The organism is Nocardioides luteus (genome assembly GCF_000960475.2).
In the GTDB taxonomy this organism is placed as follows: Bacteria; Actinomycetota; Actinomycetes; order Propionibacteriales; family Nocardioidaceae; genus Nocardioides; species Nocardioides luteus_A.
Genome location: NZ_JZDQ02000004.1, coordinates 157,454 through 183,035 on the forward strand (window position 1 = coordinate 157,454; position 25,582 = coordinate 183,035).

Annotated in this window: 23 protein-coding genes; 6 read left to right on the forward strand and 17 right to left on the reverse strand. The window is 70.4% G+C overall.

All coding sequences use genetic code 11. The features are described from left to right. Positions 1 to 70 precede the first annotated feature (70 nt). Positions 71 to 691: a DUF1707 domain-containing protein gene (locus UG56_RS04045; RefSeq protein WP_052693844.1), complete on the forward strand. Its 621-nt coding sequence runs from the start codon at positions 71 to 73 to the stop codon at positions 689 to 691. On the opposite strand, the gene UG56_RS04050 is transcribed toward UG56_RS04045, so the two are convergent. The 9 genes from UG56_RS04050 to UG56_RS04090 form a co-directional block, all read right to left on the reverse strand. Beyond that, positions 688 to 2,673 carry a phosphocholine-specific phospholipase C gene (locus UG56_RS04050; protein ID WP_045550133.1) on the reverse strand — a complete coding sequence of 662 codons (1,986 nt, stop codon included), beginning with the start codon at positions 2,671 to 2,673 and terminating at the stop codon, positions 688 to 690. The genes UG56_RS04045 and UG56_RS04050 overlap by 4 nt on opposite strands. Before the next feature lie 42 nt (positions 2,674 to 2,715). After that, positions 2,716 to 4,311, reverse strand: coding sequence for an ArnT family glycosyltransferase (locus tag UG56_RS04055; protein WP_045550134.1), 1,596 nt, complete (start codon positions 4,309 to 4,311; stop codon positions 2,716 to 2,718). Between the two features lie 64 nt (positions 4,312 to 4,375). Then, positions 4,376 to 5,674 carry an MFS transporter gene (locus UG56_RS04060; protein ID WP_256206418.1) on the reverse strand — a complete coding sequence of 433 codons (1,299 nt, stop codon included), beginning with the start codon at positions 5,672 to 5,674 and terminating at the stop codon, positions 4,376 to 4,378. A 9-nt stretch (positions 5,675 to 5,683) separates the two neighbouring features. Beyond that, positions 5,684 to 7,333, reverse strand: a complete 1,650-nt coding sequence (locus tag UG56_RS04065; protein WP_177191416.1) for an ArnT family glycosyltransferase — start codon at positions 7,331 to 7,333, stop codon at positions 5,684 to 5,686. A 259-nt stretch (positions 7,334 to 7,592) separates the two neighbouring features. Further along, positions 7,593 to 9,719 carry an excinuclease ABC subunit UvrB gene (uvrB, locus tag UG56_RS04070; RefSeq protein ID WP_045550137.1) on the reverse strand — a complete coding sequence of 709 codons (2,127 nt, stop codon included), beginning with the start codon at positions 9,717 to 9,719 and terminating at the stop codon, positions 7,593 to 7,595. Between the two features lie 10 nt (positions 9,720 to 9,729). Next, positions 9,730 to 11,319: a phospholipid carrier-dependent glycosyltransferase gene (locus tag UG56_RS04075; RefSeq protein WP_045550138.1), complete on the reverse strand. Its 1,590-nt coding sequence runs from the start codon at positions 11,317 to 11,319 to the stop codon at positions 9,730 to 9,732. A gap of 99 nt (positions 11,320 to 11,418) precedes the next feature. After that, positions 11,419 to 12,573, reverse strand: coding sequence for a sulfotransferase family protein (locus UG56_RS04080; RefSeq protein WP_045550139.1), 1,155 nt, complete (start codon positions 12,571 to 12,573; stop codon positions 11,419 to 11,421). Beyond that, positions 12,566 to 13,360: an SDR family oxidoreductase gene (locus tag UG56_RS04085; RefSeq protein WP_045550140.1), complete on the reverse strand. Its 795-nt coding sequence runs from the start codon at positions 13,358 to 13,360 to the stop codon at positions 12,566 to 12,568. The genes UG56_RS04080 and UG56_RS04085 overlap by 8 nt, the downstream gene beginning before the upstream one ends. A 56-nt stretch (positions 13,361 to 13,416) precedes the next feature. Continuing rightward, positions 13,417 to 15,855: a serine/threonine protein kinase gene (locus tag UG56_RS04090; RefSeq protein WP_084100462.1), complete on the reverse strand. Its 2,439-nt coding sequence runs from the start codon at positions 15,853 to 15,855 to the stop codon at positions 13,417 to 13,419. A gap of 173 nt (positions 15,856 to 16,028) precedes the next feature. Between UG56_RS04090 and UG56_RS04095 the strand changes: the two genes are divergently transcribed. Beyond that, the gene (locus UG56_RS04095; protein ID WP_071326864.1) at positions 16,029 to 17,189 is read left to right on the forward strand and encodes a low temperature requirement protein A; all 1,161 of its coding nucleotides are present in this window, start codon (positions 16,029 to 16,031) and stop codon (positions 17,187 to 17,189) included. Here UG56_RS04095 and UG56_RS04100 read toward each other — a convergent pair. Both UG56_RS04100 and UG56_RS04105 read right to left on the reverse strand, forming a co-directional pair. After that, positions 17,182 to 18,354 carry a hypothetical protein gene (locus UG56_RS04100; RefSeq protein WP_045550864.1) on the reverse strand — a complete coding sequence of 391 codons (1,173 nt, stop codon included), beginning with the start codon at positions 18,352 to 18,354 and terminating at the stop codon, positions 17,182 to 17,184. The two genes, UG56_RS04095 and UG56_RS04100, sit on opposite strands and share 8 nt — an antisense overlap. Further along, positions 18,351 to 19,235 (reverse strand): TIGR03619 family F420-dependent LLM class oxidoreductase, encoded by an 885-nt coding sequence (locus UG56_RS04105; protein ID WP_045550865.1) that lies wholly within the window; start codon positions 19,233 to 19,235, stop codon positions 18,351 to 18,353. The genes UG56_RS04100 and UG56_RS04105 overlap by 4 nt, the downstream gene beginning before the upstream one ends. A 46-nt stretch (positions 19,236 to 19,281) precedes the next feature. On the opposite strand from UG56_RS04105, the gene UG56_RS04110 reads away from it, so the two are divergent. Continuing rightward, a complete protein-coding gene (locus tag UG56_RS04110) occupies positions 19,282 to 19,767 on the forward strand; it encodes a nitroreductase/quinone reductase family protein (RefSeq protein ID WP_045550866.1) in 486 nt (161 codons plus the stop codon). A 12-nt stretch (positions 19,768 to 19,779) separates the two neighbouring features. Beyond that, the gene (locus UG56_RS04115; protein ID WP_045550867.1) at positions 19,780 to 20,220 is read left to right on the forward strand and encodes a nuclear transport factor 2 family protein; all 441 of its coding nucleotides are present in this window, start codon (positions 19,780 to 19,782) and stop codon (positions 20,218 to 20,220) included. Between the two features lie 4 nt (positions 20,221 to 20,224). On the opposite strand, the gene UG56_RS04120 is transcribed toward UG56_RS04115, so the two are convergent. Further along, complete coding sequence (locus UG56_RS04120) at positions 20,225 to 20,614, reverse strand: winged helix-turn-helix transcriptional regulator (protein ID WP_045550868.1); 390 nt, start codon at positions 20,612 to 20,614, stop codon at positions 20,225 to 20,227. Between the two features lie 78 nt (positions 20,615 to 20,692). On the opposite strand from UG56_RS04120, the gene UG56_RS04125 reads away from it, so the two are divergent. Then, on the forward strand, positions 20,693 to 21,418 hold the full coding sequence (locus UG56_RS04125) for an SDR family NAD(P)-dependent oxidoreductase (RefSeq protein ID WP_045550869.1): 726 nt from the start codon (positions 20,693 to 20,695) through the stop codon (positions 21,416 to 21,418). Positions 21,419 to 21,485: 67 nt separating this feature from the next. Next, positions 21,486 to 22,244, forward strand: coding sequence for a class I SAM-dependent methyltransferase (locus tag UG56_RS04130; RefSeq protein ID WP_045550879.1), 759 nt, complete (start codon positions 21,486 to 21,488; stop codon positions 22,242 to 22,244). Here UG56_RS04130 and UG56_RS04135 read toward each other — a convergent pair. The 5 genes from UG56_RS04135 to UG56_RS04155 form a co-directional block, all read right to left on the reverse strand. Next, positions 22,214 to 22,558 carry a hypothetical protein gene (locus UG56_RS04135; protein ID WP_045550870.1) on the reverse strand — a complete coding sequence of 115 codons (345 nt, stop codon included), beginning with the start codon at positions 22,556 to 22,558 and terminating at the stop codon, positions 22,214 to 22,216. The genes UG56_RS04130 and UG56_RS04135 overlap by 31 nt on opposite strands. A 97-nt stretch (positions 22,559 to 22,655) precedes the next feature. Further along, entirely contained in the window at positions 22,656 to 23,177 is a 522-nt protein-coding gene (locus UG56_RS04140) for a hypothetical protein (protein ID WP_143054897.1), read from the reverse strand. 57 nt (positions 23,178 to 23,234) lie between these two features. Then, the gene (locus tag UG56_RS04145; RefSeq protein ID WP_045550872.1) at positions 23,235 to 23,963 is read right to left on the reverse strand and encodes a class I SAM-dependent DNA methyltransferase; all 729 of its coding nucleotides are present in this window, start codon (positions 23,961 to 23,963) and stop codon (positions 23,235 to 23,237) included. Positions 23,964 to 24,025: 62 nt separating this feature from the next. Then, on the reverse strand, positions 24,026 to 24,796 hold the full coding sequence (pcaD, locus tag UG56_RS04150; RefSeq protein WP_045550873.1) for a 3-oxoadipate enol-lactonase: 771 nt from the start codon (positions 24,794 to 24,796) through the stop codon (positions 24,026 to 24,028). A 147-nt stretch (positions 24,797 to 24,943) separates the two neighbouring features. Then, positions 24,944 to 25,525 (reverse strand): hypothetical protein, encoded by a 582-nt coding sequence (locus tag UG56_RS04155; RefSeq protein WP_045550874.1) that lies wholly within the window; start codon positions 25,523 to 25,525, stop codon positions 24,944 to 24,946. Between the last annotated feature and the right edge of the window lie 57 nt (positions 25,526 to 25,582).

Below are 25,582 nucleotides of genomic sequence, written 5' to 3' on the forward strand. Positions count from 1 at the left end.
AGCCAGCGCCAGTCACTCTAATGCAGCCGCTTCAACAGACGGTGTCGGGCTGGGCGTCTAGGCTGGTGGTGTGGAGGGTTTCTGGACCCGGTTCCGTCTCGATCCGAGGCAGACCGACAACGCACGCATGCGCGCCTCCGATGCCGATCGCGAGGTGGTGCGCACCGTTCTCGCCGACGCCTTCGCCGACGGCCGGCTGACCCGTGAGGAGCACGACGAGAGGGTCGGCACCCTGCTCGAGGCCCGTACGCTCGGCGAGCTGCCCGCACTGGTCGACGATCTGGTGGTCGTCTCGCCGGTTCCGGCGGAGGCCGCGGAGAACCTGCCCGAGGCGCTCAGCTTCCGCGAGCAGGGGGCGGCTGCGTACCGCAAGGAGTTCCAGGAGGCGATCGCCACCTTCCTGATGGTCAGCCTCATCACCTGGGGCATCTGGCTGTTCACCAGCGGACCCGGCGGGCATCCCTGGCCGATCTACCCGATGCTCTTCCTCGTCGTGAACCTGGTCGGCACCGGCGTACGCCGCGAGGCGATCGTGCAGCGCGAGGTGCACCGCCTCGAGAAGAAGGCCGCCAAGAAGGCGGCGAAGAAGGCCGAGCGGGCCGAGATCGAGGCAGCCCCCGAGACTGCCGCCCCGATCCTCGACCCGCAGGTGGACCAGTCCGAGAAGGACCGGCCCACCGATCCCGCCTAGGCGCCCAGCTGTGGGTCGCTCACGGAGGGACGTCCGTTCTCCAGGTGGCCGGCGAACCCGCGTGCCCAGGTGGTGCCCGGGACCGTGAGGGTCAGGTCGTACCAGCCTCCGGTGGCGCGGGTGTCGAGGTGGGGCGAGCGGATCCTGCCTGCGTACGCGCTGGTGATCTCGGCCTTCTTCGGCGCGGCCACGGTGAGCCGCTGGGTGCGACCCTCCTGCCGCACGGTGGCGGGAGCCGGGTCCGCGCCGGCGGTGCCGGCGTAGGAGCGGAAGAACCCGTTGGGGCCGTGCAGGTGGATCTCGTAGTCGCCGCTGACCGGCCAGCGCACGGTGATGCTCTCGCCGGCGCCGACGGTGTAGCTGTGCGGCGCGCCCTGCGGAGCGAGCAGCCGGGCCTGGAAGTGGGCGCCGACGGTGCCGGTGTTGCGGATCTCGACGGCGATCGCGCCCGCTGCGGCGGTCTCGATCACCTCGAGCCGGTAGGGGGTCGGTCGCGCCGGGCGGGTGCCGCGCTCCTGCTTCGGCATCGTCCCCTTCGCCGGGGTCTTCGGGGAGTAGGAGGGGTGCCGCTCGCGGTCGGCCGGCTCCCACGCGCTCGTGTCCGGCAGCGCCGGCGGCTCGGCGGTGCGGGAGAAGTCGAAGGCCGAGGTCAGGTCGCCGCACACGGCGCGACGCCACGGGGTGATGTTGGGCTCGGCGACCCCGAAGCGCTCCTCCATGAACCGCAGGATCGAGGTGTGGTCGAAGGTCTCCGAGGCGACGTAGCCGCCAACGCTCCAGGGCGAGACGACGAACATCGGCACCCGCGGGCCGAGACCATAGTGGCCGTCGCCGTGGGAGCCGGTGTAGAGCTCGTGCTCGGTCGAGACGGTCGACTCCCCCGGCACCAGCGGGCTGCTGATGTGCGGCGGGACGAGGTGGTCGAAGAAGCCGTCGTTCTCGTCGTAGGTGATGAACAGCGCGGTCTTCGCCCATACCTCGGGGTTCGAGGTGAGCGCGTCGAGAACCTTGGAGATGTACCAGGCGCCGTAGTTGGTCGGCCAGTTCGAGTGCTCGGAGAAGGCCTCCGGCGCCGCGATCCAGCTGACCGAGGGCAGCCTGCCGGCCTCGACGTCGGCGCGCAGGATCTCGAAGTAGTCCTGGCCGTCGATCGCACGGGTGCCGGTGCGGGCCTTCTCGAAGAGCGGGTCGCCGGGCTGGGCGTCCTGGAAGCTGGTGAAGTAGAGCAGCGAGTTGTCGCCGTAGTTTCCGATGTAGGCGTCCTTGGTCCAGCCCCACCAGTTCTCGCCCTCGGCGTTCAGCCCGGTGCCCTCGTCCTGGTAGACCTTCCAGCTGACGCCGGCGGCCTCGAGCCGTTCCGCGTAGGTGGTCCAGCCGTAGCCGGCCTCGTCGTTGTAGAGCACCGGCCCGCCGCCCTTGCCGTCGTTGCCCGTCCAGCCCGACAGCATGTAGTAGCGGTTGGGGTCGGTGTTTCCGATGAAGGAGCAGTAGTAGGCGTCGCACACCGTGAACGCGTCCGCCAGCGCGAAGTGGAACGCCGCGTCCTGCCGTTCGAGGTACGCCATCGTGGTGGTGCCCTTCGCCGGCACCCACTGGTCGTAGCGACCGCGGTTGAACGCCTGCTGGCCGTCGGGCCAGCTGTGCGGGAGCCCCTCGAGGAAGGCGGCACCCAGGTCGTCGACCTCCGGGTGGAACGGGAGCAGCTCGCCGTTCCCGTTCGGCTGGTGCCACACCGGCTTGCCCGAGGGCAGGATCGCCGGGTGCGGGTCGCCGAAGCCGCGGACGCCGCGCAGCGTGCCCAGATAGTGCTCGAAGCTGCGGTTCTCCTGCATCAGGACGACCACGTGCTCGATGTCGCGGATCGTTCCGGTCCGGCGGGCGGCGGGGATGGAGGCGGCTCGCGCGATGCTCTGGTCGAGCATGGTCAGGGCGGCGGCGCCGCCGGCGAGTCCGAGGAACCGACGACGATCGATGTCAACCACAGGTGCTCCTTCAGCGTGGGGGTGGAACGCCACCATCGCCGCTCAGATGTTCACCGCGGCAACAGATGACTGGTCGTCAGGTGTCCGGCGGGCGAAGACTTCGCCCGCGGGCCGCGGGGTCGGCACGGTTTGCGCGGTCAGGCCGAAGACCTCCGGCCGCAGGCGGTGGCGCAGCTGCGCGGTGACGTACGCGGCGACGAGGAACATCACCAGGTCGGCGGCGATCAGCGCGAACAGCCAGGAGGCGTCGGCCGGGCCGTCGATCCGCTGCTGGATGTGGAGGTGGGCGACCATCGCCGAGACGATGAATCCGGCGCCGGCGTAGAGCGTGATCCGCAGGTCGACCGTCTCCTCGTCGACACCGCGGACCCAGCGCCGGCCGACGCGGAGGAGCGCGAGCGAGGTCAGCGCGGCGATCACCGGGAGGAACGGCATCGCGTAGCGCGCGTGGATCCAGCCGCCGCCGGCGTGGAAGGAGGCCAGGTTGATGATGATGATGACGCAGTAGATGCCCATCAGCGCCCGCACGGCCAGGTTCAGCCGGCGTTCCAGGAGCGTCGGCTCCGGTCCGGGGAACACGACACGGCGCATCATCCCGTCGGGCCGCGGCCGGGCCCTCGCGTTGACGTCGACCACCATGCCGGTGACGGTGACGGCCAGCGTCGCCGCGGCGGCCACGATCCAGATCTTCGGGATGACGTCGTCGGCCCACAGCGAGCCGTAGAGGTGCAGGTAGAGCTCGGGGTTGACCAGCTGGAAGAGCGTGTCACCGTGGGTCTGCCGGGAGAACTTCTCGAAGAGCGCCGCGGAGGCGGTCGGGTCGCCGTAGAGCACGATGTTGCGTACGTAGAACCAGCCGATCACGACCACCGGCGCGAGCCCGATCCGGGCGGCCAGGAGCACACCCCGGCGGAACGTACGCAGGGTCGGGTCGCGCAGCCACAGCGCGGCCAGCACACAGCCACCGAGCACGAGGACCGCCACCAGGCCGGTCGAGCGGAAGCTGGCCGCGGCGACGCCGGCGACCGTCGCCCAGATCAGCCGGTCGCGGGTGACGCCTTCGCGGACCATCTGGAAGCCCAGGAGCAGCGTCAGCGAGGCCGCGACCGTGCCCCAGCCGTCGTTGTAGATCGCGCCGCCGTCGTAGGTCACCGCGCCGCAGCCGAGCACCATCGCCGCGGAGAGCACCGGCACCACCCGGCGCCTGGGCACCAGCTCGCGGGCCAGCAGCCCGACCAGGATGATGCTCAGCGCGTAGCCGAGCGCGTTGAGCAGCCGCATCCCCAGCAGCGTCACGCCGACGTTGCCGACGGCGTCGCCGAGCCACACCAGCGGCACACTCATCACGTAGAACAGCGGCGGGTGGTTGGCGACCCAGATGTCACGACGCGGCTCGTCGAGCCCGAAGAGCGCCTCGGCGAACTGCGGATAGCGCACGGGGTCGGCCGGGGTGTTCGTGTCGATCGTCGGCAGCACGCCCTGGGACAGCACGATCGCGTACGCCGCGTGCTGCTTCTCGTCCGCCTTCAGCAGCGCCGGCATCCCGATCGCGTACTGCGCGCTCATCGCGAAGCCGAGCGCCCCCAGCAGGAGCAGGCATACGGTCACCTGGGACAGCGAGCGCGGAGGCGTGGGCACCTCGACAAGCTAGTGCTCCTCGGTGCCGTTCAGGTGACGTCTGGGCGAACGGTGTCGATCGCTTTCAGTCGGCGACCATCGAGGAGCCGGCAGCGACCTGCTCGCGGGTCGTACGCCGCCGCACGTCGCGCCGGTGGCGCCAGATCTGCACCACGCCGACGCCCCAGAACAGGTACTGCACCGACATCGCCCAGCGGAACGCCTCCGGCGTGTAGGAGGTCGAGTCGCCCGCGGTGCGCCAGTCGAGGATCCAGCCGACCAGCACGATCACGAGCAGCGCGGCGACGAAGCCGCCCTGGTTGATGATCCCGCTGGCGCTGGCCATGCGGGCGGGCGGGTTGCTGGTGCGGCCGACGTCGAAGCCGATCATGGAGGCGGGGCCGCCGAAACCGACCACGCACATCAGGAGCAGCAGGACCGGCAGCGGCGCCTCACCCGGCCAGGCGAGCACGAGGGTCCACACGGATGCGATCACCGCGATCATCGTCAGCGCCAGCGTCGAGCGGTGCCAGGGATGGCGGCCGGCGAGGATCCCCATCACCGGGCCCGCGGCCAGGGCGGCGACGACGGTGACCGAGAGCAGGGTGCCGGCGAGGGTGTCGGAGAGCCCTTCGGAGGTCACCAGGAACGGGAAGCCCCACAGCAGCCCCATCAGGTGGGAGCTGAACGGGGTGGAGAAGTGGATCCAGAAGCCGAGGCGGGTGCCGGGCTGGTACCAGGACGCCTTCAGGCTCCGGAAGACCTCGCGCGGGTTGAGCGCGATGCCGCGGCGGTGCCGGGTGCCCGGGCCGTCGTGGACGAAGAGCAGCAGGAGGACCAGCAGGACCGGGCCGATGAGGGCGGCCGTCAGGTAGGCGCGGGTCCAGCCGAGGTGGCCGAGCGCCCAGGTCATCGGGACGGCGGCGGCGATCGCGCCGATCTGGCCGATGGTGCCGGTCAGCTGGCTGACCAGCGGCACCTTGCGGGTCGGGAACCACGACGGCACCAGCCGCAGCACGCAGATGAACGTCATCGCGTCGCCCATCCCCACGAACGTACGTGCCAGCAGCGCCAGCGGGTAGGAGTCGGCGAAGGCGAAGCCGGCCTGTGCCACGGCCAGGATCACGGCCCCTGCCGAGAGGACCGTACGCGACCCGAACCGGTCCACCAGCAGCCCGACCGGCACCTGCATGAGCGCGTAGACGAGCAGCTGGAGCATCGTGAAGACGGCCAGCTGGCTGGCGCCGATCCCGAAGCGCTCGGTGGCCACCAGCCCGGCGACGGCGAGGCTGCTGCGATGGAAGACCGCCAGCCCGTAGACCGCTACGCCGATGCCCCACACGAGCCATGAGCGTGCGGATGACTGGGGATCTTCGTGGCTCACATAGGGATGCTACGGGGTCTTCGGGGTTGACGAGGTCGCGGTGCTGGCCCGTGGACGGCTGGGAGCGACCTCGGTCACAGCCCCGGTCTGCACCGGCGCGGCCAGGGTGCGGGCGGCGTCGAACGTGCCGGGTCGCATCCGCCTGCGCAGCTCGGTGGCGACGTAAGCGGCGACGGCGAACATCACCAGGTCGGCCGCCACCAGGGCGACCAGCGCGAAGGTGCTGCTGACCGGCCCGTCGACGTACTGCTCGGTGTCGAGGTGGCAGACCAGGCCCACGACCATGAAGGCCAGCGAGACGCCCAGGCCGATGCGCAGGTCGCGCGCCTCGTCGATCGCGGTCGGCCCCGGGTGCGGTCCCGTCGGGATGGATCGGAGCGGGAAGACGCGACCCAGGCGCAGCGCGGCGAGCCCGGCGCCGGCGGCGAGGAACGGCAGGAACGGCACCGCGTAGCGGGCGTGGATCCAGCCGCCGCCGGCGATGAACCCGGCGACGTTGACGAGGATCAGCAGGCAGTAGCCGCCCAGCAGGGCCCAGATCGCCAGGTCCTGGCGGTGCTGCATCGTGCTCTGCGGAGCGAGGCTGATGCGGCGCAGGACACCGGTGCGGCGTGGGTTGGCCTTCGCGGCCGCATCGAGCACCAGGCCGACCACGGTGAGCGTGAGCACGATGACCGCCGCCTGGCTCCAGGTGTTCGCGATGTTGCCGTCGGTCCACAGGCTCCCGAGGAGGTGACCGTAGAACTCCGGGTTGACCAGCTGGAACAGCGTGGTGCCGTTGGGCTCGCGCCCGAACTTCTCGAAGAGCGAGCTCGACGCGGTCGCGTCACCGTAGATCTGGATGTTGCGCACGTAGAACCAGCCGAACACGACCACCGGTGCCATCCCGATGCACGCCGCGATCGCGACCGCGCGCCAGAAGGAACCCCGCAGGAACGTACGCAGCGACGGCTCCCGCAGCCACATGGCCACCAGCACGCAGAGGCCGAGGAAGAAGACCGCAACCAGGCCGGTCGAGCGGAGCCCGGCCGCCGCGACCCCGACCGCGGCCGCGGCGATCAGGCGCTCGCGAGTCACCCCCTGGCGGATCATCCGGAACCCGAGGAAGAGCGTCAGGAAGGCCGCTGCCGATGACCAGCCGTCGTTGTAGATCCCGCCCCCGAGGAACGTCATCGCGCCACAGCCGATGCACATCGCGGCCGCGATCACCGGCACCGCGGGGCGCCTGGGCACGAGCTCACGCGCCAGCAGACCGACCATCACCGTGGTCAGGGCGAAGCCGAGGGCGTTGAGCAGCCGCATCCCCAGCAGGGTCAGCCCCGGGGAGCCGACCGCGTCGCCGAGCCACACCAGCGGCTGGCTCATCACGTAGAACAGCGGCGGGTGGTTGGCCACCCAGATGTCGCGGTGGGCCTCGTCGGCCCCGAAGAGGCTCTCGGCGAGCTGCGGGTAGCGCACCGGGTCGTCGGGGATGTCGGTGTCGATCGTCGGCAGCGTTCCCTGGGAGAGCGCCACCGCGTACGCCGCATGGGCCCGCTCGTCCGCCTTGAACAGGGCGGGCATCGCGATCGCCACCTGGGCGCTCATCGCGAAGCCGAGCACGCCCAGGAGCAGGACGCAGATCGTGGACTGGGACATGGAGACCCGAGGGACAGACACGCTTCCGACGCTAGCTCGCGAAACTGACGGGACACGCGGCCCACGGCTCACAGGCGGTGAACAGAGCGCGACGTGCGGGTGAGCGATCGTCGACGCCAGGCTTGTTCGTGGTGGGTCGTTCGTGGTGGGTCGTTCGCGAAGCGGCTACTTCGTCGCCGGCGCGCTCGCTTCGCTCGCGCGCCGCTCCTCGTTCGTCGGGAGCCGGCGTAAACCCTAGATGGCGCCTTCGGCGCGACGGGGGCTTACGCCGGCTCCCTCCTCACTTCGTCGCCTCCATCATCTGCCGCAGCTCCTTCTTGAGCTCGGAGATCTCGTCACGCAGCCGGGCGGCGACCTCGAACTGGAGCTCGGCGGCGGCGCCCTTCATCTGGTCGGTGAGGTCGCCGATGAGCTGGGCCAGGTCGGAGGACGGCAGGCCGACGAGGCCGCGTTCGCGGGCCTCGCGGGCGGCGTCGCCGAGCATCGGGGTCGGGGACTTCGCCGCCGTCTTACCGGCTCGACCCTTGGCCTCGGTGCCGGCCCAGGTGTTGAGCAGCTCCTGGGTGGACTCGTCCTCGCGGGCGAGCATGTCGGTGATGTCGGCGATCTTCTTGCGCAGCGGCTGCGGGTCGATGCCGTTGGCCTCGTTGTAGGCCATCTGGATGGCGCGACGGCGGTTGGTCTCCTCGATCGCCGACTCCATGGAGGGGGTGATCTTGTCGGCGTACATGTGCACCTGGCCGGAGACGTTTCGGGCCGCACGGCCGATCGTCTGGATCAGCGACTTGTCCGAGCGGAGGAAGCCCTCCTTGTCGGCGTCGAGGATCGAGACCAGCGACACCTCCGGGAGGTCGAGGCCCTCACGGAGGAGGTTGATGCCGACGAGGACGTCGTACTCCCCCAGCCGCAGGTCGCGGAGGAGCTCGATCCGCTTGAGGGTGTCGACCTCGGAGTGCAGGTAGCGGGTGCGGATCCCGGCGTCGAGGAGGTAGTCGGTGAGGTCCTCGGACATCTTCTTGGTGAGCGTGGTGACCAGGACGCGCTCGTTCTTGGCGACCCGGTCGTTGATCTCGCCGATCAGGTCGTCGATCTGGCCCTTGGTCGGCTTGATGATCACCTCGGGGTCGATCAGGCCGGTCGGGCGGATGATCTGCTCGACGGTGTCGCCACCGACCTTGTCGAGCTCGTAGTCGCCCGGGGTCGCGGAGAGGTAGATGGTCTGGCCGATCCGGTCCAGGAACTCCTCCCACTTCAGCGGGCGGTTGTCCTGCGCGCTGGGCAGCCGGAACCCGTGCTCGACCAGGTTGCGCTTGCGGGACATGTCGCCCTCATACATCCCGCCGACCTGCGGGACCGCGACGTGGGACTCGTCGACGACGAGGACGAAGTCCTCGGGGAAGTAGTCGAGCAGGCAGTTGGGCGCCGAGCCGCGCTCGCGGCCGTCGATGTGCATCGAGTAGTTCTCGATCCCGGAGCACGAGCCGACCTGGCGCATCATCTCGATGTCGTAGGTCGTACGCATCCGCAGCCGCTGCGCCTCGAGCATCTTGCCCTGCTTCTCGAAGGTGCTCAACTGCTGGTCGAGCTCGGCCTCGATGCCATTGATCGCGCGCTCCATGCGCTCGGGACCGGCGACGTAGTGGGTCGCCGGGAAGACGTAGAGCTCCTGGTCCTCGGTGAGCACCTCGCCGGTGACCGCGTGCAGCGTCATCAGCCGCTCGATCTCGTCGCCGAAGAACTCGATCCGGACCGCGTGCTCCTCGTAGACCGGGAAGATCTCCAGGGTGTCGCCGCGCACCCGGAACGTGCCGCGGGTGAAGGAGAGGTCGTTGCGGGTGTATTGGATCTCCACCAGCCGGCGCAGGATCGAGTCGCGGTCGTGCTCCTCACCCACCCGCAGCCGGATCATCCGGTCGACGTACTCCTGCGGGGTGCCGAGACCGTAGATGCACGACACCGTGCTCACCACGATCACATCGCGCCTGGTCAGCAGCGAGTTGGTGGCCGAGTGACGCAGCCGCTCGACCTCCTCGTTGATCGAGGAGTCCTTCTCGATGTAGGTGTCGGTCTGGGGGACGTACGCCTCCGGCTGGTAGTAGTCGTAGTAGGAGACGAAGTATTCGACCGCGTTGTCCGGGAAGAGCTGACGCAGCTCGTTGGCGAACTGGGCGGCGAGGGTCTTGTTGGGCTGCAGCACCAGCATCGGACGCTGCAGCTGCTCGGCGGTCCAGGCCACCGTCGCCGTCTTTCCGGTGCCGGTCGCGCCGAGGAGGACGACGTCCTTGACGCCGTCCCTGATCCGCTTGGTGATCTCCGCGATCGCCGCCGGTTGGTCGCCCGAGGGCTGGTAGTCGGAGACCACCTTGAACGGGGCGACACGACGCTCGAGATCGGTGACAGGACGCATGACACCAAGGCTACGCGGGACCACCGACAGTTTCGGCTGCGATCGCCTCGCTGCGCCCGACGACAGAGCGCCTCCGCGTCGGCGGGCCCCAGACCAGCGGCAGCACGACGGCGGCGGCCGCGCAGAGCGCGCCGACCCCTAGCACCACGTACGGCAGTGGCCTGATCTCGGGCAGCATCCGATCCATCCCCAGGTGGATCTGCGTGCGCACCGACACGGAGAAGGTCGCGGCGGCCATCCCCATCAGGAACGCCGAGATCAGCGCCGCCGCGATCTCCTCGCGCCGGCGGATCTCGCCCCACGGCAGTGCGTCGACGATGGCCAGCAGGCCCACCGAGAGCACGATCGCCACCAGCGGCATGATCGTCATCAGGTAGCGCTCGTGCGGGTTCCCTCCCCCGGAGCGGAACTGGGCGAGGTTGACGATGATCACGAAGGCGTGCGCGATGAGCACGAGCAGACCGACGGTCGCCACCGACGGCACCCGGGGCGCGCCGACGACCAGGCCCTGCTCACGCCCGTGGTCCCGCAGGCGCGCGCCGACCCCGAGAGCCAGGCCGAGCAGCGCGACGAGGGTGATGGTGTCGATCACCCAGTGCAGGCCGGTGCCGCGCAGCTGATACGGCACCCAGAGATGGTCGTACCAGCCGTGCCAGAAGCGCGGCGCGGTCATCACCTCGAACCAGGTGTCGACCTGGACCCGCTGGTAGCGCTCCAGGAGCGCCGTGCTCGCGGTCGCGTCGCCGTAGAGCACGATGTTGCGTACGTAGAACCAGCCGATCGCCAGGCCCGGCACCCCGGTGGCGATCGCAGTCAGCCAGGTCGCCCGGAGGAAGCCCTTCCGGCCACGGTCGCGGAGCAGCAGCGTCACTCCGAGCGCGGCGCCGCACATGATCACCGTGATCACCCCGGGTGCCTTGGTCGCCGCGGCCAGGGTGCCGGCGACGGCCATCACGATCATCCGGTTGCGGGTCACCCCGAGGCGGAGGATGCGCAGGGTCGCGAGCACGGTCAGGGACGAGGCGGCCACCGCGAGGCTGTCGTTCATGATGAAGCCGGCCGAGACCGCCAGCACCGCCGGGGAGGCGGTGATCGCGGTGGCCAGCAGCGCGGCGGCCGGTCGCCGCGGGGTCACCTCGAAGGCGATCAGCCCGACCAGGAACACCAGCGCCCCGTACGCCAGAGCGCTCGTCACCCGCATCCCGGCGATCAGCACCTGTGGGTTGTCGAGCGTGTCGGCGAGCGCGACCCACGGCACGCCGAGGAGGTAGTAGAGCGGCGGATGGTTGGCGGTCCAGATCATCCGGTGGCGATCGAACTCCTCCCGGTTCGCGCCGCGGGTGATCTGCGGGAAGCGGTCCCTGTCCTGGGCCACGGGCGTGTCGATCGTGGGCAGCTCGCCGCCGTGGAGCGTGATGGCGTACGACGCGTTCGGGCCCTCGTCACGGGCGTGGTAGGACAGCGCCTGGGTGGTCGCGAAGTAGAGGCTCATCGACGCCGCGAAGGCGGCCAGCAGGGCGAGGACGGCGACCAGCCGGGCCGACGGCCTGGCAGGCGCGTCCGTCGGCTCGGAGGCCAGGACCGCAGCGGCGTGACTCATCACACGACTCCCGTGGGTTGGGCAGTACGAGCCGCACCTTCGCGAGCTCGCGTGGGACCCTAGAGCACATCGATGGCCCACCGTGCAGGTCACGCCGGATCAGAAGGTGAACGCCTGGCGAACCTCGTCCTCCGTCAGGCCGTAGTCGGCGAGGCGGTAGTCGTGCCTGGGCCGGGCGCTCCCGGAGCGGGACTCGGCGTCGATGCGGGCGACCTCGGCGCGGGCGGCGTCGCTCCACGGGATGTCGAAGTGGGCGTAGATGCCCTCGACGGTGCCGACAGGGTCCTTGACGAATCCCCGGTAGTCGACGTCGAGGAACTGCGCCTGGTCATAACGCTGCCGGGCTTCGCCGAAGGAGCGCCAGGATCGGGAGAGCATCTCCAGCTGGGTCGCCCCGATGGTCTCGCCGACGAACGTGGTCGACATGCCCGCGGTCGCCTCGGCGGAGAGCGAGCAGCCGGAGGCGACCGAGACCACCGGGTCCCGGTGGGTGACCACGACGAGCGCGTCCGGGTAGACCTCCATCAGCGCGTCGAGGGCGACCAGGTGGGACGGGTTCTTGAGCACCCAGCGCTTGTCGGTGTCGTTGAGCCCGATGAGCTGCAGCGAGCGGCGATGGTGCTCGTACGCGTCGCGCCAGTCCTGCTTCGCCAGCCAGGCCGAGTAGCGCGGGACGTTGGCCAGCGACTCGAACGAGATCGACTTGCCGCTCTGCCGCAGCACCCGCCAGCACTCCTCCACGCTGGTCGCGTCCATGTAGTGGATCCCCATGAACTCGGGGTTGGTGACGTGATGCTGCCGGTAGGCGTTCTGCAGCGCGTCGAAAACCGGGTCGTCCTCCCAGGTCTCGCGCGGCGGCCGAGGCTGGGGGAACTCGGTCAGCCAGGTCTCCAGACCCTGGTGCGCCGGGTCGGCGGCCAAGAGCCGGTGCAGGGCGGTGGTGCCGGTGCGGACGAGCCCGGTGACGAAGATCGGCCGCTCGATGCGTACGTCCTGGTGCTGGGGGAACTCCGCGAGCCGGGCCTGCGTCATCAGCCGGCCGACGAGGGCCGACTTCACCTGGGCGCGGTGGAAGTAGTTGCCGACCGGGGTCAGCCCGGCCTCGGGCGAGGCGAGATCCTCGACGAGGAGTCGCAGCCCCTCCTCGTGGTCGGTCCCCCCGAAGTCGCTCAGCCCGGTCGTGCGGGTGGCGGCGGCGCAGATGTCCTCGTACGTCCCGACGTCCGCCCGCTCGCGAGGAACCGTCTCAGTCATGGAACTCCCCGCAGTCCACGTTGAGCACGGTCCCGGTGACCGCGGAGGCCAGGTCGCTGCCCAGGAACAGCACCGCCCGGGCGACCTCCTCGGGGGTGGCGAGCCGCTTCAGGTCCGTGGGGGCGGCCTTCTCGTCGTAGACCTCCTGATGGGTCCGGCCGGACTCGGAGGCGATCCAGTCGAAGTAGGCCTTGTTGACGTCCTCGTAGATGTAGGACGGCGCGACGGAGTTGACCCGGATGCCGCGCGGGCCGAGCTCGGTGGCCAGCGAGGAGGCCAGGTGGGCGAGGGCGCCCTTGGAGAGCTTGTAGCCCGCGAACTCGGGCTGGCTCTGGTAGAGCACCGCGGAGTTGATCATCACGATCGCACCGCCGGGCTTGTCCGGGGTGGCCGCGAGCGCGTCGGCGAAGAGCGCGGAGAGCCGCAGCGGGGCGTACACGTTGGACTCCTGCGCCAGCCGGAGCGCGTCCAGCGGGATCTGGGTCAGCGGGTCCATCGGCGGGATGCCGAAGGCGTTGTTGAGGAGCACGTCGACACGGCCGAACTCCTCCAGCGCGGCCTCGACCAGGTGGCGCCGCGCGTCCTCGTCGGTGATGTCGGTCGGCACCACCAGGGCACGACGTCCGTGCTCCTCGATGACGCCGGCCATCTTCTGCAGCCGCTTCTCGGTGCGGCTGGCGAGCACCAGGTCGGCGCCCATCAGCGCGGCCTGCTCGCCGAGCGAGCGACCGAGGCCGGGGCCGACCCCCGAGAGCACGACGACCTTGCCATCCAGGAGTCCAGTCATGGCGCCTAGAGTAGAACGTGTTTCAGTTTTGCGGAAGGGGTTCAGCGCGGAAGGGGTCAGGCCGGGAGGCTGAACCTCGCCACCTCGTCGACCCATTCGGCGTACGCCCCGATCTCCTGCGGCACCTGATGGGCGCGGACGAGATCGGCGTGGGCGCGGAGGACACGGGACCAGTCGGCGCACGACCCGCAGGTCGCCCGCCCGCACCCGGACGTGTGCTCGCGCGCGACCTTCTCGAGCAGCGTGCGGAAGGTCGCGCCGTCCTCGCCCGCGGCCAGGGACTCGACGACGGCGCCGAGCACCTCGCCCGCCTGTGCGGGCGCCCCGACGAGGATCGCCATCAGGATCCCGAGGGCCTGGTGGCCGCCGGGGTCGGTGGTCGCGCCCGGCACCGGGGCCGTGCGAGCCAACCGATAGACCGCGAGCAGCTTCCTGGCTCCCCCGGGCGTCGCACAGAAGCGCGCCAGCTCGCTGGTGAACAGCGCCTCGCCGGGGGTCATCTCGAAGGCCTGGACCCGATTCCGGCGGGCAGCCTGATCGCCGGAGCCAGTCGCCAGCGCCGACGGCCACGACGGCACGGCCTGGCGCATCAGCGACCGCATGAACCGCACCGCCGGATCACCGGCGAACGCCCGGAGCGCGAACGGCACGTCGAAGAGCCGGGAGAGATAGGCGGCAGGCTCGGCCACCCGGCCCCCGAGCGATCGCTGCAGCGCCGGTGCGTCGACGGCCGCGACGACCGCGACACCATCCTGAGCGCTCAGCTCGTCGACGGCCCGCAGCACCCCGGCCGCCGTCGCGGGGTCGCAGCGGTCCAGGTCGTCGACATAGACGTACGTCCGGAGAGCCGGCGAACCGGACGGCGCGCCGGTGGGCGGGGGCGGCGGCGGTCCCGGTGGCGCCGCCCGCAGCGCCGCCTCGTAGGCCGCGACCTCCCGGTCCATCGCCGCGAGCGCCATGGTGGCGGTCATCGGCTGCTGCGTACGCCGCTTGCCGCGGTGGCCGTCCTCCTCGGGCAGTCCGGCCAGCGCCGCCCGCAGCTCGGCCGTCCGCCGCTGCGCGGCCTGGTGCTTGGCGACCAGCGGCGGCGGCTCGCTCTTGCCGGCGCCACGCACCTTGTCGAGCACTCCGCTCGCCACGTCGCCGTGGGCGTACTGACGGGCGTCGATGCGTACGTGCCGGGTGCGAGCGGCGTAGGCCTCGTCGTGGTCGGTGAGCCACTCGATGCGCTCCTGGACCTTGCGCAGGAAGGTCGACCGGCCGCTGCCGGGAAGGCCCTGGACGGCGACCGAGATCGGGAGCTGGGTGTGCGCGGAGGCGAGCAGGCGCGCCAGCCGGTCGACGTCGACGCGGTGCCCGAGGACGTCGTCGTCGGTCTGCTCCGGCATCGGCGCGGGCTCGATCATGATGTCGACCATGGGCTGACTCACCGGCTGACTCACGGGCTGACTCACGGGGCCGCTCACCGGGCCGGTGACGATCGGCACCTCCGCGGTGTCCCCCGCTCCGGGCGACTCGGCCTCCGCAGGGACCGGCTCGGGTGCCACCGCGACACGCTCGGCGACCTCGGCAACCTCAGGGACCTCAGGAGCTCGAGGAACCTCAGGAGTTTCCGGCTCCTCGACGGTCTCGTCCCCCGGCTCGCGCATCTCCGCGAGCGGAGTGACCGGAAGCCCGAGCTCCTCCTCGACCGCCTGGAGCGCCTTGGCGAAGTCGGCGGCACTCCAGTGCCGCCCCGCGCGACGCTTGAACATCGCCTTGCGCAGCACCGCCTCGAACGAGGCCGGCACGTCGTCGCGGTCGATCGGCACCGGCTCGTGCTCCCGGATCCGCTCCGAGAGCGCCTCGGGGCCATCGGAACCGCCCTCGAACGGCGTACGTCCCGCCAGCAGCGTGTAGCAGGTCGCGGCCAGGCTCCAGATGTCCGCCCAGGCGCTCGGCTCGGGCGGCTCGGAGAGCATCTCCGGCGCCATCCACGGCAGCGAGGTCGAGTCGGCGCCGGCGGGACGGCCGGCCGAGGAGAGCGCCCCGAAGCCGGCCAGCTGCGGTTCCCCGGCGCCGGTCAGCAGGATGTTCGCGGGCTTCACGTCGCCGTGCAGGATCCCGTGGCGAGCGGCGACGTCGAGCGCACCCGCGATCTTGATCGTGATGCTCAGCGCCTCGGCGACCGGTAGCCGCCCGCTCTTCCAGCGCGCCTGCAGGTCACCGCCGGAGCGATGGTCCATGACCACGAAGCTGCGGTCGTCGTCGGAGACGCCGACGGCGTGCAGCGGCAGCACATGCGGATGGGCGGCGAGCTCGGCGACCTCCTTGGTCTCCCTGGCGAGCACGTCCTGCGTCTCGGCGCTGAGCCGGTCGTTCCAGACCTTGACCACGGCGTCTACCTTCTCCTGCTGCCACTCGTAGAGAAAGACCTCGGAGGAGCCGCCCACGCCGATCAGCCGGCGAAACCGGAAACCCGGAATCGCCGGTGGCTCATGGTGGGGGCTGGCCATGGGCCGCAATCATAGGGGCCCTACGCCAGCGCGTCGCGTCCCCTCCTCGCTGAGCATCCTGCGCGCAACTGGCCGCTGACGTGCGGCGATCCTGTTCGGATACCCCCTAGGGTTCAGCATCTCCGCGTGCGAATGCGCATGCACCTCGCCGCCGCGTGCGGCACCATGTGCGCATGACCACGGCATCACACAAAAGCCTCGGTATCGCGCAGAGCAACGAGGGCGACCGGGTCACCACCCTCGAGCTCTTCTTCGACCTCGTCTTCGTCTTCGCCTTCACGCAGGTCACGGCGCTGATGGCACACTCCGAGATGCCGATCGGCGTGCTCCACGGCCTGATCGTCCTCTCGCTGCTCTGGTTCGGCTGGGCATCGTTCGCCTGGCTCGCCAACCAGGTGCGCGCCGACAGCGGCATCATGCGGGCGGCGTTCATCGTCGCGATGGTCGCGATGTTCGTGGTGAGCCTGGCGATCCCGGAGGCGTTCCACGAGGAGCCGGGCGGCATCCCGGCGTCACTGACGATGGTGGTCTGCTACGCAGTCGTACGCCTCACCCATCTCGGCGCCTACCTGCTCGGTGCCGGCGGCAGCCGGGCGCTCCAGCGCCAGCTCCTGCTCACCGCGCTCACCTCCGTCCTGCCGACCGTCGCCCTGCTGGCGATCGGCGCGTTCGTCAGCGACGACACGCGCACGTGGGTCTGGCTCGCCGCCGTCGTCTACGACCTGCTCGCGATCTTCGTCGGGGCTCGCAAGGGTGGCTGGATGCTCCCGTCGGCGGCGCACTTCGCCGAGCGGCACGGGCTGGTCGTCATCCTGGCGCTGGGCGAGTCGATCGTGGCGATCGGCGTGGGCATCTCCGGCAAGCCGCTGGACTGGTACCACGTTCTCGGCGCCGTCCTGGCGATCGCGATCGCGATCGCCCTGTGGTGGCTGCACTTCACGCGTACGCTCGAGCGCCTCGAGGCCCGCTTGCACGACCTCCAGGACCCGCACCGGGCATGGATGGCGCGTGACCTCTTCACCTACCTGCACTTCCCGATCATCGTCGGCATCATCGTGACCGCGCTCGGCATCGAGTCCGCCATGGGCCACGTCCACGCCGACCATCTGGGTGCGGTCGGCGGCTGGGCGCTCGCAGGCGGCACCGCGACGGCGCTCGCTGCGTCGGCGGGGGCGATCCGCCGGGCCTCCGGTGGGTGGCCCCGGGTCCGTCTGGTCGCGACCCCGATCGTCCTGGCCTCGGGTCTCGTGCTCGTCGCCCTGCCGCCGCTGGTGGCGCTCGGCCTCCTCGCGGCCCTCCTGGCCGCGCTCTGCACGGCCGAGGAGCTCAGCTGATCATCCGCCGCGCGACGGCTTGCTGCCGCCTCGCGATCCGCGCCGCATAGGCCTCGTCCGACAGCGCTGCAGTGTGCGGCAGCAGGCCGCGTACGTCCGACAGAGACACCGTGTGCACGACCGGTCCGTCCGCGGCGGTCAGGTCGCGCTCCAGACGCTGCCAGCGCAGCATCAGCGAGCCGGTGCGGTGGCCGGTGGTCTCGAGCCAGTTGGCGATCGGCTCCCCGTCCAGCGGTGGGCGCTCGGCGATCACGAACCGCATCACGCCGTCCGGATCGGTGACCGCCTGAGCCTTGGTCAGGCTCGTCTGGTGGGTCTCGTAGTCGGTCGAGGCGTACCAGTCCGAGCCGACCTGGATGCCCTGATAGGAGCAGTCGTCGCACCGCGGCACCTCGACGACGAGCGCCTCGTCCTCGGCCAGCTCGTAGTGGCCGATCGAGGAGAACTGCGACTCCAGCCCGCCGGGCGTGCGTGCCGGGACGGTGAGCGTGTTGACCGGCTCCTTGTACTGGAAGAACTGGGGGAAGGCGAACCAGGTCTGGATCGAGCCGGTCAGCGACCGGGCCGCGACCTCGTACTTCTTCCGGAGCAGCTCCTGGGTGAGCGGTCGGCGCGGGCGCCCGAGGGTGTCGGGGCGCTCGATGGTGATCGTGCCGCGGGTCTCGGTGTCCCAGTCGTTGAAGACCTCGCGCACGATCAGCGTCTTCGCCCCCGGCTCGGCCGTGTAGGTGAACTCGAAGGAGCCGTCGTCGTCGACCTGGAGCTTGCGGTCGTCGAAGGCCATCAGGCTGGTCGCGGCGGAGTCGGCCGTGTAGGCGCCGCCCATCACCTGGAACGAGAGGTCGGCACTGGTCCCGCGACGGCCGCGGACGACGTACTCGACGCCTTCTCGCAGGTAGGCGTTGAGATAGACGGCGTCGGGGTTGTCCAGGCCCTGCTTGGAGAACTGGTGGGTCGGGTTCACGAAGAGCGGCTGCTCGAGGTCGTAGTCGAACGCGGTCTGCATCGCCATCCGGATCCGGCCGGAGAGGTACTCGTAGCCCTCGAGCCGGTCGGCCTCGGTCCGGATGAAGGGCGCGTTCGCGATCAGCTCCTCCGCCTCCGCGATCGCCTGCTGGAGCGGCTCGGTCAGGCCGTACGCCGCGCTGGGCTCCGGCGAGGTCATCCGTTGGCCTTGGCGATGATGTTCTCCGCGTACCACTCCAGATGCTTGATCTTCTTCTCCAGCGGCTCCGGGTCGGCGCCCTTCACGTAGGGGTCGCGGAAGCCGACGATGCAGTCGGTGACGCCCTTGTCCTCGAGCCGCTTCACACCATCGAGGTCGTACGCGTCGTAGCTGATCACGTGGACCTCGAAGTCGTCGCGGGTGTCGCCCTCCTCGCGCCGGATCTCGGCGAGGCGAACCAGGAGCCGGTCGAGCTCCTCGCCGTCGCCGCCGGCGTGCATCCAGCCGTCGCCCTTGAGGACCGCCCGGCGCAGCGCGGCGTCGGCGTGACCGCCGACGAGGAGCGGGATCCTCTCGGTCGGCGCGGGACGCTGCTGGAGCGGCGCGAACTCGTAGAACTCGCCCTCGTACCCGAAGAAGTCGCCGCTCGGGTCGGTCAGGCCGCGCAGGATGTCCATGCACTCGTCCATCCGCTTGCCGCGGCGCTTCCAGTCGACGCCGAGGGCGGCGAAGTCCTCCGGCCACGGGGACAGCCCGACGCCGAGACCGAGCCGGTTGCCGGAGAGGAACGCGAGGCTCGAGGCCTGCTTGGCGGCCAGCACGGGCGGACGCACCGGCAGCTTCACCACGAACGGCGTCAGCCGGAGCTTCTCGGTCACCGCGAAGAGGTGGGCGCACAGGATGAACGCCTCGATGAACTCCTTGCCCTGCAGGAACTCCCGGTCGCCGGTGTCGGTGTAGGGATAGGTGGAGTCGGACTCCTCGGGATAGATCAGGCTGTCGGCGACGGTCATGCTGGTGTAGCCCGCCGCCTCCGCCGCCTGAGCCAGCGGTGCGTAGTAGTCGGCCTGCGTCATTGCCTCGGCATAGGTGAAGCGCATGTGCCAACACTAGAACGTGTTCTAAGTTTCTGCCAGAGTGTTCGCCATGTCGCCTTCTCCCGATCGTCCGCCAGGCCTGGACTCGCCGCTGACGGCGAGGATCATCAAGTACGGCGCCCGCGCCAACGCCGCGCTCTTCAAGCTGACCGACGGCCGGGTCGGCGGCCGGTGGCGGGTGATGGCCGGCTGGCGCAAGCCCGCGCCCGTGCTGCTGCTCGAGCACGTCGGGCGCAGGTCGGGCCGCACGTTCACCACTCCCCTGCTGTTCATGAGGTCGGGCGCCGACCTGGTCGTCGTCGGCTCCCAGGGCGGGCTGCCGAAGGACCCGCAGTGGGTCGCCAACCTCCGCGCGACCCCCGACGTCGCCGTCCGCCTCCCCCGTCGCGGCCGCAGCCTGGTCCGGGCCCGGGTCGCCGACCCCGCCGAGCGGGCCGCGCTGTGGCCACGGCTGCTGGAGACGTACGCGGACTTCGAGACCTACCAGACCTGGACCGACCGGGAGATCCCGGTCATCGTCCTCTCACCTCGCTGAAGGAGACCTGCCATGACCGCGCACATCGACGGCGTCCAAGAGCTCATCGACCGCGCCGAGATCACCGACGCTCTGACCCGCTACACCCTGGCCGTCGACGACGGCGACTGGGACGCGCTCGACACCGTGTTCGCCCCCGACGCCACGATCGACTACTCCGAGTCCGGCGGCACCGTCGGCGAGGTCGCCGACGTCAAGAAGTGGCTCGCCGAGATGCTGCCGGCGTTCTCCCGCAAGCGGCTGCACACGATCGGGCAGGTGTCGATCACCTTCACCGACGAGGGCGCGGACGTCGTGGCGTACTTCGACAACCCGATGGTGATCGCCGACGGGTCCGGCGGCGAGCGCGTCGTCGAGGTCGGCGGCCGCTACCGGCACAGCTTCGTGCGTACGCCGGACGGCTGGCGCTCCCGCCACCTCCACGAGGAGGTCTTCTGGACCCGCGGGTTCTGAGGCGTCAGGCCGCCTGGCCGCGGATCACCCAGTCCGCGAGGCCGGCGAGCGGGACCAGCAGGTCGCGGCCGCGGTCGCTCAGGGCGTACTCCACGCCGGGCGGGATCGTCGGAAAGACCGTACGCGTCACGATCCCGTCCTCCTCCAGCGTGCGCAGGGTCCGGGTCAGCATGCGCTGGCTGACACCCTCGACCCGGCGCCGCAGCTCGTTGTAGCGGTGCGGACGCTCGGCGAGCATCACCAGGACCAGCAGCGTCCACTTGTCACCGAGCATCTGCAGCGTCTGCGTCACCGGACAAGCCTCGTAGTCTCCCGCCGGCACCAGCTCCGGCAGCCCGGGCCCGAGCGCCACGCTCACGATGTGCCGGGGCACATCGGTGTTCCCATCTGACATTGAAGTGCCTTCTTCCGCGATCGCCGCCGGACGGCGAGGGTTGCTCACATCAGCAACCTACCCATGAGGGAGAAGTAGATGAGCACGATCGCGGTCCTGGGCGCAGGTCCCGGCCTCGGGATGTCGGTGGCGCAGCGGTTCGCCAAGGAGGGGTACGCCGTCGGGCTGGTCTCCCGCAGCGCCGACCGCCATCCGGGTTACCTGGAGACGCTGGCAGCCAGCGGAGTGCCGGCCGTCGCGGTGGCCGCCGACCTACGAGAGCCCGGCGGCATCAGCCGCGCCCTCGCCGAGATCACCGCCCAGCTCGGTCCGATCGACGTCGTCTACCACGGCCCCGGCGCGAACGACCTGAGCGCGCCGACGGTCGACATCCTCGCGACCGGCCCTGCCGAGATCCGCCGCGCGACCGCCGAGATCGTCGAGCCCGCCGCCGAGGTCGCCTCCCTGGTCCTGCCCGCGATGCGCTCCCGCGGCAGCGGCTCCCTGGTCTACGTCTCCGGGGTCAGCGCGCTGGTCCCGCTGCCCTTCCTCGGCCCCTACGCCCCGGCCTCCGGAGCGCTGCGGACCTACGCCCGCACTCTCGCCGCCGCGGTCGCCGAGGACGGCGTCCACGTCGGCTCCCTCGTCCTCGGCGGCCTGATCGAGCGCGGCGACATCCACCAGATGCTCACCGAACCCGGAACCCCCGCCCCGTACGCCACCCTCGACCCCGACGAGATCGCGGACGCCGTCTGGCGCCTGGCCTCCGGGCTCGAGGACGAGGTGGTCTTCGACGTGCTCACGCCACAGCCCGCAGAGGGCTGAGCCCGCCGCAAACTCAGTGGCATCGCGGCCTTCGGGTCTGGTTCGCTGGACGACGGAGGTGGTCACTGTGGCCGGCTATGGCGCACTGTCCGAGGCGTACGAGTGGTTGATCCGGGACGAGAACCTCTCCCCGGTCGGCGCGGCGGCGAGGTTCGAGGACCTGGTGGCCCCTTTGCCGCCGCACGCACGCGTCCTCGACTGCTCCTGCGGCACCGGCCAGCTCGCGGTCGGTCTCGCCGGTCACGGTCTGGACGTCGTGGCGACGGACGCCAGCGCCGGGATGATCCGTCGAACGGCAGCGCTCGCCGAGGAGCACGGCGTACGTCTCGACGCACGCCAGGTCAGTTGGGAGGGCCTGGGCGACCATCTCGAGGCGTCCTCCTTCGACCTGGTGTTCTGCATCGGCAACTCCCTCGGCCACGCCGAGGGCGAGCGCGGCCGGCTGGCCGCGCTCGCCTCCATGGCCCAGCTGCTGCGTCCGGGCGGACGTCTCGTGCTCACCTCCCGCATGTGGGAGGTCGTGCGCGCTCGTGGCACCCGGATCGATGTCCGCGACCGCCTGATCCGCCGCAACGGTCGCGACGCCGTGGTCATCTACCACACCCAGATCGCTCCGGACTGGGATCAGGAGCACCACATGGAGATCGCCGTCACCGAGGTGAGGCCCGACGGATCGCTCCACACGTGCGCGGAGCGACTGTCGTTCTGGCCCTACCGCTACGAGGAGCTCGTCGCCCAGCTGCAGAGCGTCGGACTGACCGTCGAGACCTCGACCGTCGACGCCGACGGCGCCGGCTACCTGCTCGTCGCTCGGTCGGACGGCTGATCGGTGAACGAGACCGGCTTGCCGGTGTCCCGGGCGTAGGCGATCTCCCGGCTCGTGGACTCACCGACGTAGCCGCCCGGGTTGACCACCAGGACCCGGTCGGCCAGGTCGATCTTGCGCAGATGCAGGACGTCGAGCGCGGTCTTCTGCTCATCGGTGACCGACCTGCCTGCGTCGCGTTCCTCGGCGTGCACGAAGACGCCCGGGGCGAGGACGATCGCGCCGGCGAAGGTCAGCTCACGGTTCGCCGCCGCCATTTCCTTCACGAACCGGGTGGAGTCACAGATACAGACGATCTCAGGGCGGTCGGGCACGGCTCTCAGACCTTCGAGGTCTCGGAGTTCGCGGTCATGGCGTTCGGACCGGCTTCGAACACACTCGCCGTCCGGACGGCACCTGCGAGCAGCTGACTCACGAGGATGCCTGACGTGCAGTTGCGGCGAGGACCCAGAGGCCGAGCGCCGTAGGGGCCAAGGTCGTCCATGTCGCCGTCAACTCGGAGTCACCCGAAGAGAGACCGAGACCGACGAGTGTCACCACTGGTGCGACCGCAGTCGCGATGCTGACCAGCGACCAGAACCTTCGCGGTCTTGCCGAGAGGGGGATCAGCACTGACAGGACGCCGACCAGCATGAACAGGCAGAGCACGATCGTGGCGATCAGCCCTACGAACACGACGACGTGAGAGGTGTGGCTTCCGAAGTCGGCATCCGGATTGCTCACCAGGAGCTTCGCATAGGACAACGCCGACCAGACTGCCTTGACGTTTCGGTGATCATTCCCAGTCGAATCGTCGATGCTGACCAGCACAGGAGCGGTCAACGTCACCACCAACAGGATCAACGCGCCCACCGCCTGAGTCACCCGCAGACGCGCGTCCATCTCCGCCACGGCGCGCTCGACCGCGCTGCCTGGTTCGCTTGTGTTCGCCACTCGCCAAAGGTAAACCGACGACGTCGAACTGACGGGCGTACGACAGCGGCGCGTCCGTCAGTCCCGCACGCGGGCGAGGAAGACGTGCTCCTTCCCCGGACGGTCCGGGGCGTCGCGTACGTCGCTCACAGAGAAGCCGTGAGAGCGGAGGTCGCGCTCGATCTCGGCCCGGTCGCGGAAGCGGAGGGTGGAGGTCGAGGTCAGGGTCTCCTCGCCGATGGTGGTCGATTCCACGAAGGTGACGAACGGGAGGTCGACCTCGGTGACGGTGCGCGAGACGACTGCGGTGCGGCCGTCCGGGAGGTCGACGGTCGTGGGCGCGACGTCCCAGCTCTCCCACGCTCGGACCTCCGGCCGGCGGGTCTCGAAGACGAACCAGCCCTGGGGACAGAGGCCGGCGTGAACGCCGGCGAGCGTCGCGGACCAGTCCTCGTCGGCGACGAAGACCTGGGCGACGTTGCCGGTCATGACGACCAGGTCGGCCTCATCGGGACGACCGGCGAGAGCCGTGGCGTCGCCATGGATCCAGGTGACCCGGTCGGCGTACGGCTTGGTGCGGGCCACATCGAGGGAGGCTGCGGCAGGGTCGACACCGACGACGGAGAGCCCTTCGCCGGCCAGGAGCACGGCGAGCGAGCCGGTGCCGCAACCGACGTCGACGACGCGACGGGCGCCGACCTCCCGGGCGATCGCGACGTAGACCTCCAGGTCGGAACGGTCGTCGTCGAGGACGTCGTAGAGCACGGCCTGACGGGGGTCCGCGAAGGCGGCATCGGGTTCTCGCATCGGCCCGAACCTAGTCAGGCCGGGCACCGGGCCGCACCTGGTTATCCCGCAGCGGGCGGCCCTCATACCCCTTCGAGGTGGCCGATGATCGCGGGCGTGATGGTCGCGGGCTGCTCCGCGTTGGCCAGGTGCGCCGAGTCGGGGACCACCAGCAGCCGGCCGTCTTTGACCGTGTCGGCGATCTCCTTCAGGTGCGGAGGCGGCGTGGCGGGGTCGTCGGCACCGGCAATGGCGAGCGTCGGCGCGGTGATCTCGGGCAGGTCGGCGCGCAGGTCCATGGCGGCGATGACCTCGCAGCAACCGGCGTACCCCTCGTCCGGGGTGGCGGTGACGGTCGCTTCGCAGGCGGCCTTCACCTCGGGATTCGTCTCGAGGAAGGCCGGTGTGAACCAGCGGGCGACGACCGCCTCCGCGACGGCCCGGGTGCCGTCCGCACGCACCGTCGCCGCCCGGTCGGTCCAGGCGGACGAGGGGGCCAGGTGTGCCCCGGTGCACAGCAGGACGAGGCGGTCGACACGGTCCGGGTTGCGTGCGGCGAGCCGCATGCCGGTCATGCCGCCGAGCGAGAGGCCCACGACGTGGGCCCGCTCGACACCGAGGCGGTCCAGGAGGGCGACGACGTCGTCGGCCAGGTCGTCGATCGTGTACGGGCCGGGCGGAACCGGCGAAGCCCCGTGTCCGCGGGTGTCGTAGCGAACCACGCGGAAGTGCCGCTCCAGATCGCGCAGGTTCTCGTCCCACATCGTGTGGGTGGCGCCCAGCGAGTTGGACAGCACCACCACCGGACCGTCCGCCCGGCCGGAGACGACATGGTGCACGTCGACCGCGTTCACGACGCCACCCGCTCGCGGCTGCTCGGGATCAGGCTGGCTGCACAGGTGACGTCCATGCCCGAGAATCTAGGAGCGCCGACCTGATGTTGGGAAGTATCGATTTGCCGGGCATTGATACGCCCGGCGTATCAACATCCGAGGCGGGGCTCAGCCGAGCCCGGGCCGGGCGTGCAGCCCGCCGCCGGACTCGTAGAGCAGACCCTTGTCCTTGATGAGCTGCCCCGCTGCCGCCAGGATCGGGCTGTCGCCGACGGCGGAGCCGGCCATCGAGGTGATCGCCTCGAACATCTTGATCGCCGCCTCGTCGACGGCCGGCCAGTTCCACTCCGAGGGAGCGGGGCCGATCGGCTCGACGGCGTGCCAGCGTGCCGCGCGGGCCTCCGCCATGGTGGTCAGCGTGCTCCAGCCGAGGCCGCCGAGACCGACGACGCCACCGAAGTTGAGGCCGATCAGGCCCCAGCCGTTGCACTGGTACTCATAGGCCGACGGACCGAAGTCGGACTCGTCCAGCTCGACCCGGGTGATCACCGGCTCCGGGCCGGTGTTGGGCGCATAGAGCTTGAACGAGGGCCGCGCGGCGAGCAGCGAGGCCGAGGCCGTCGTGGTGATCTCGCTCAGCGGCTGACCAGGTGCGGAGTAGGCGTCGAAGACCCTGAAGCCGAGGTCGAGGGCGTAGCCGACGACGAAACGCCGGTCGTCCTGGGCGGCGTAGAAGTTGCGATTGAACACGTTGGGGGGAAACCTCGCTTGTGCCCACCGATCAACCGATCTGCTTCGCTACGGATG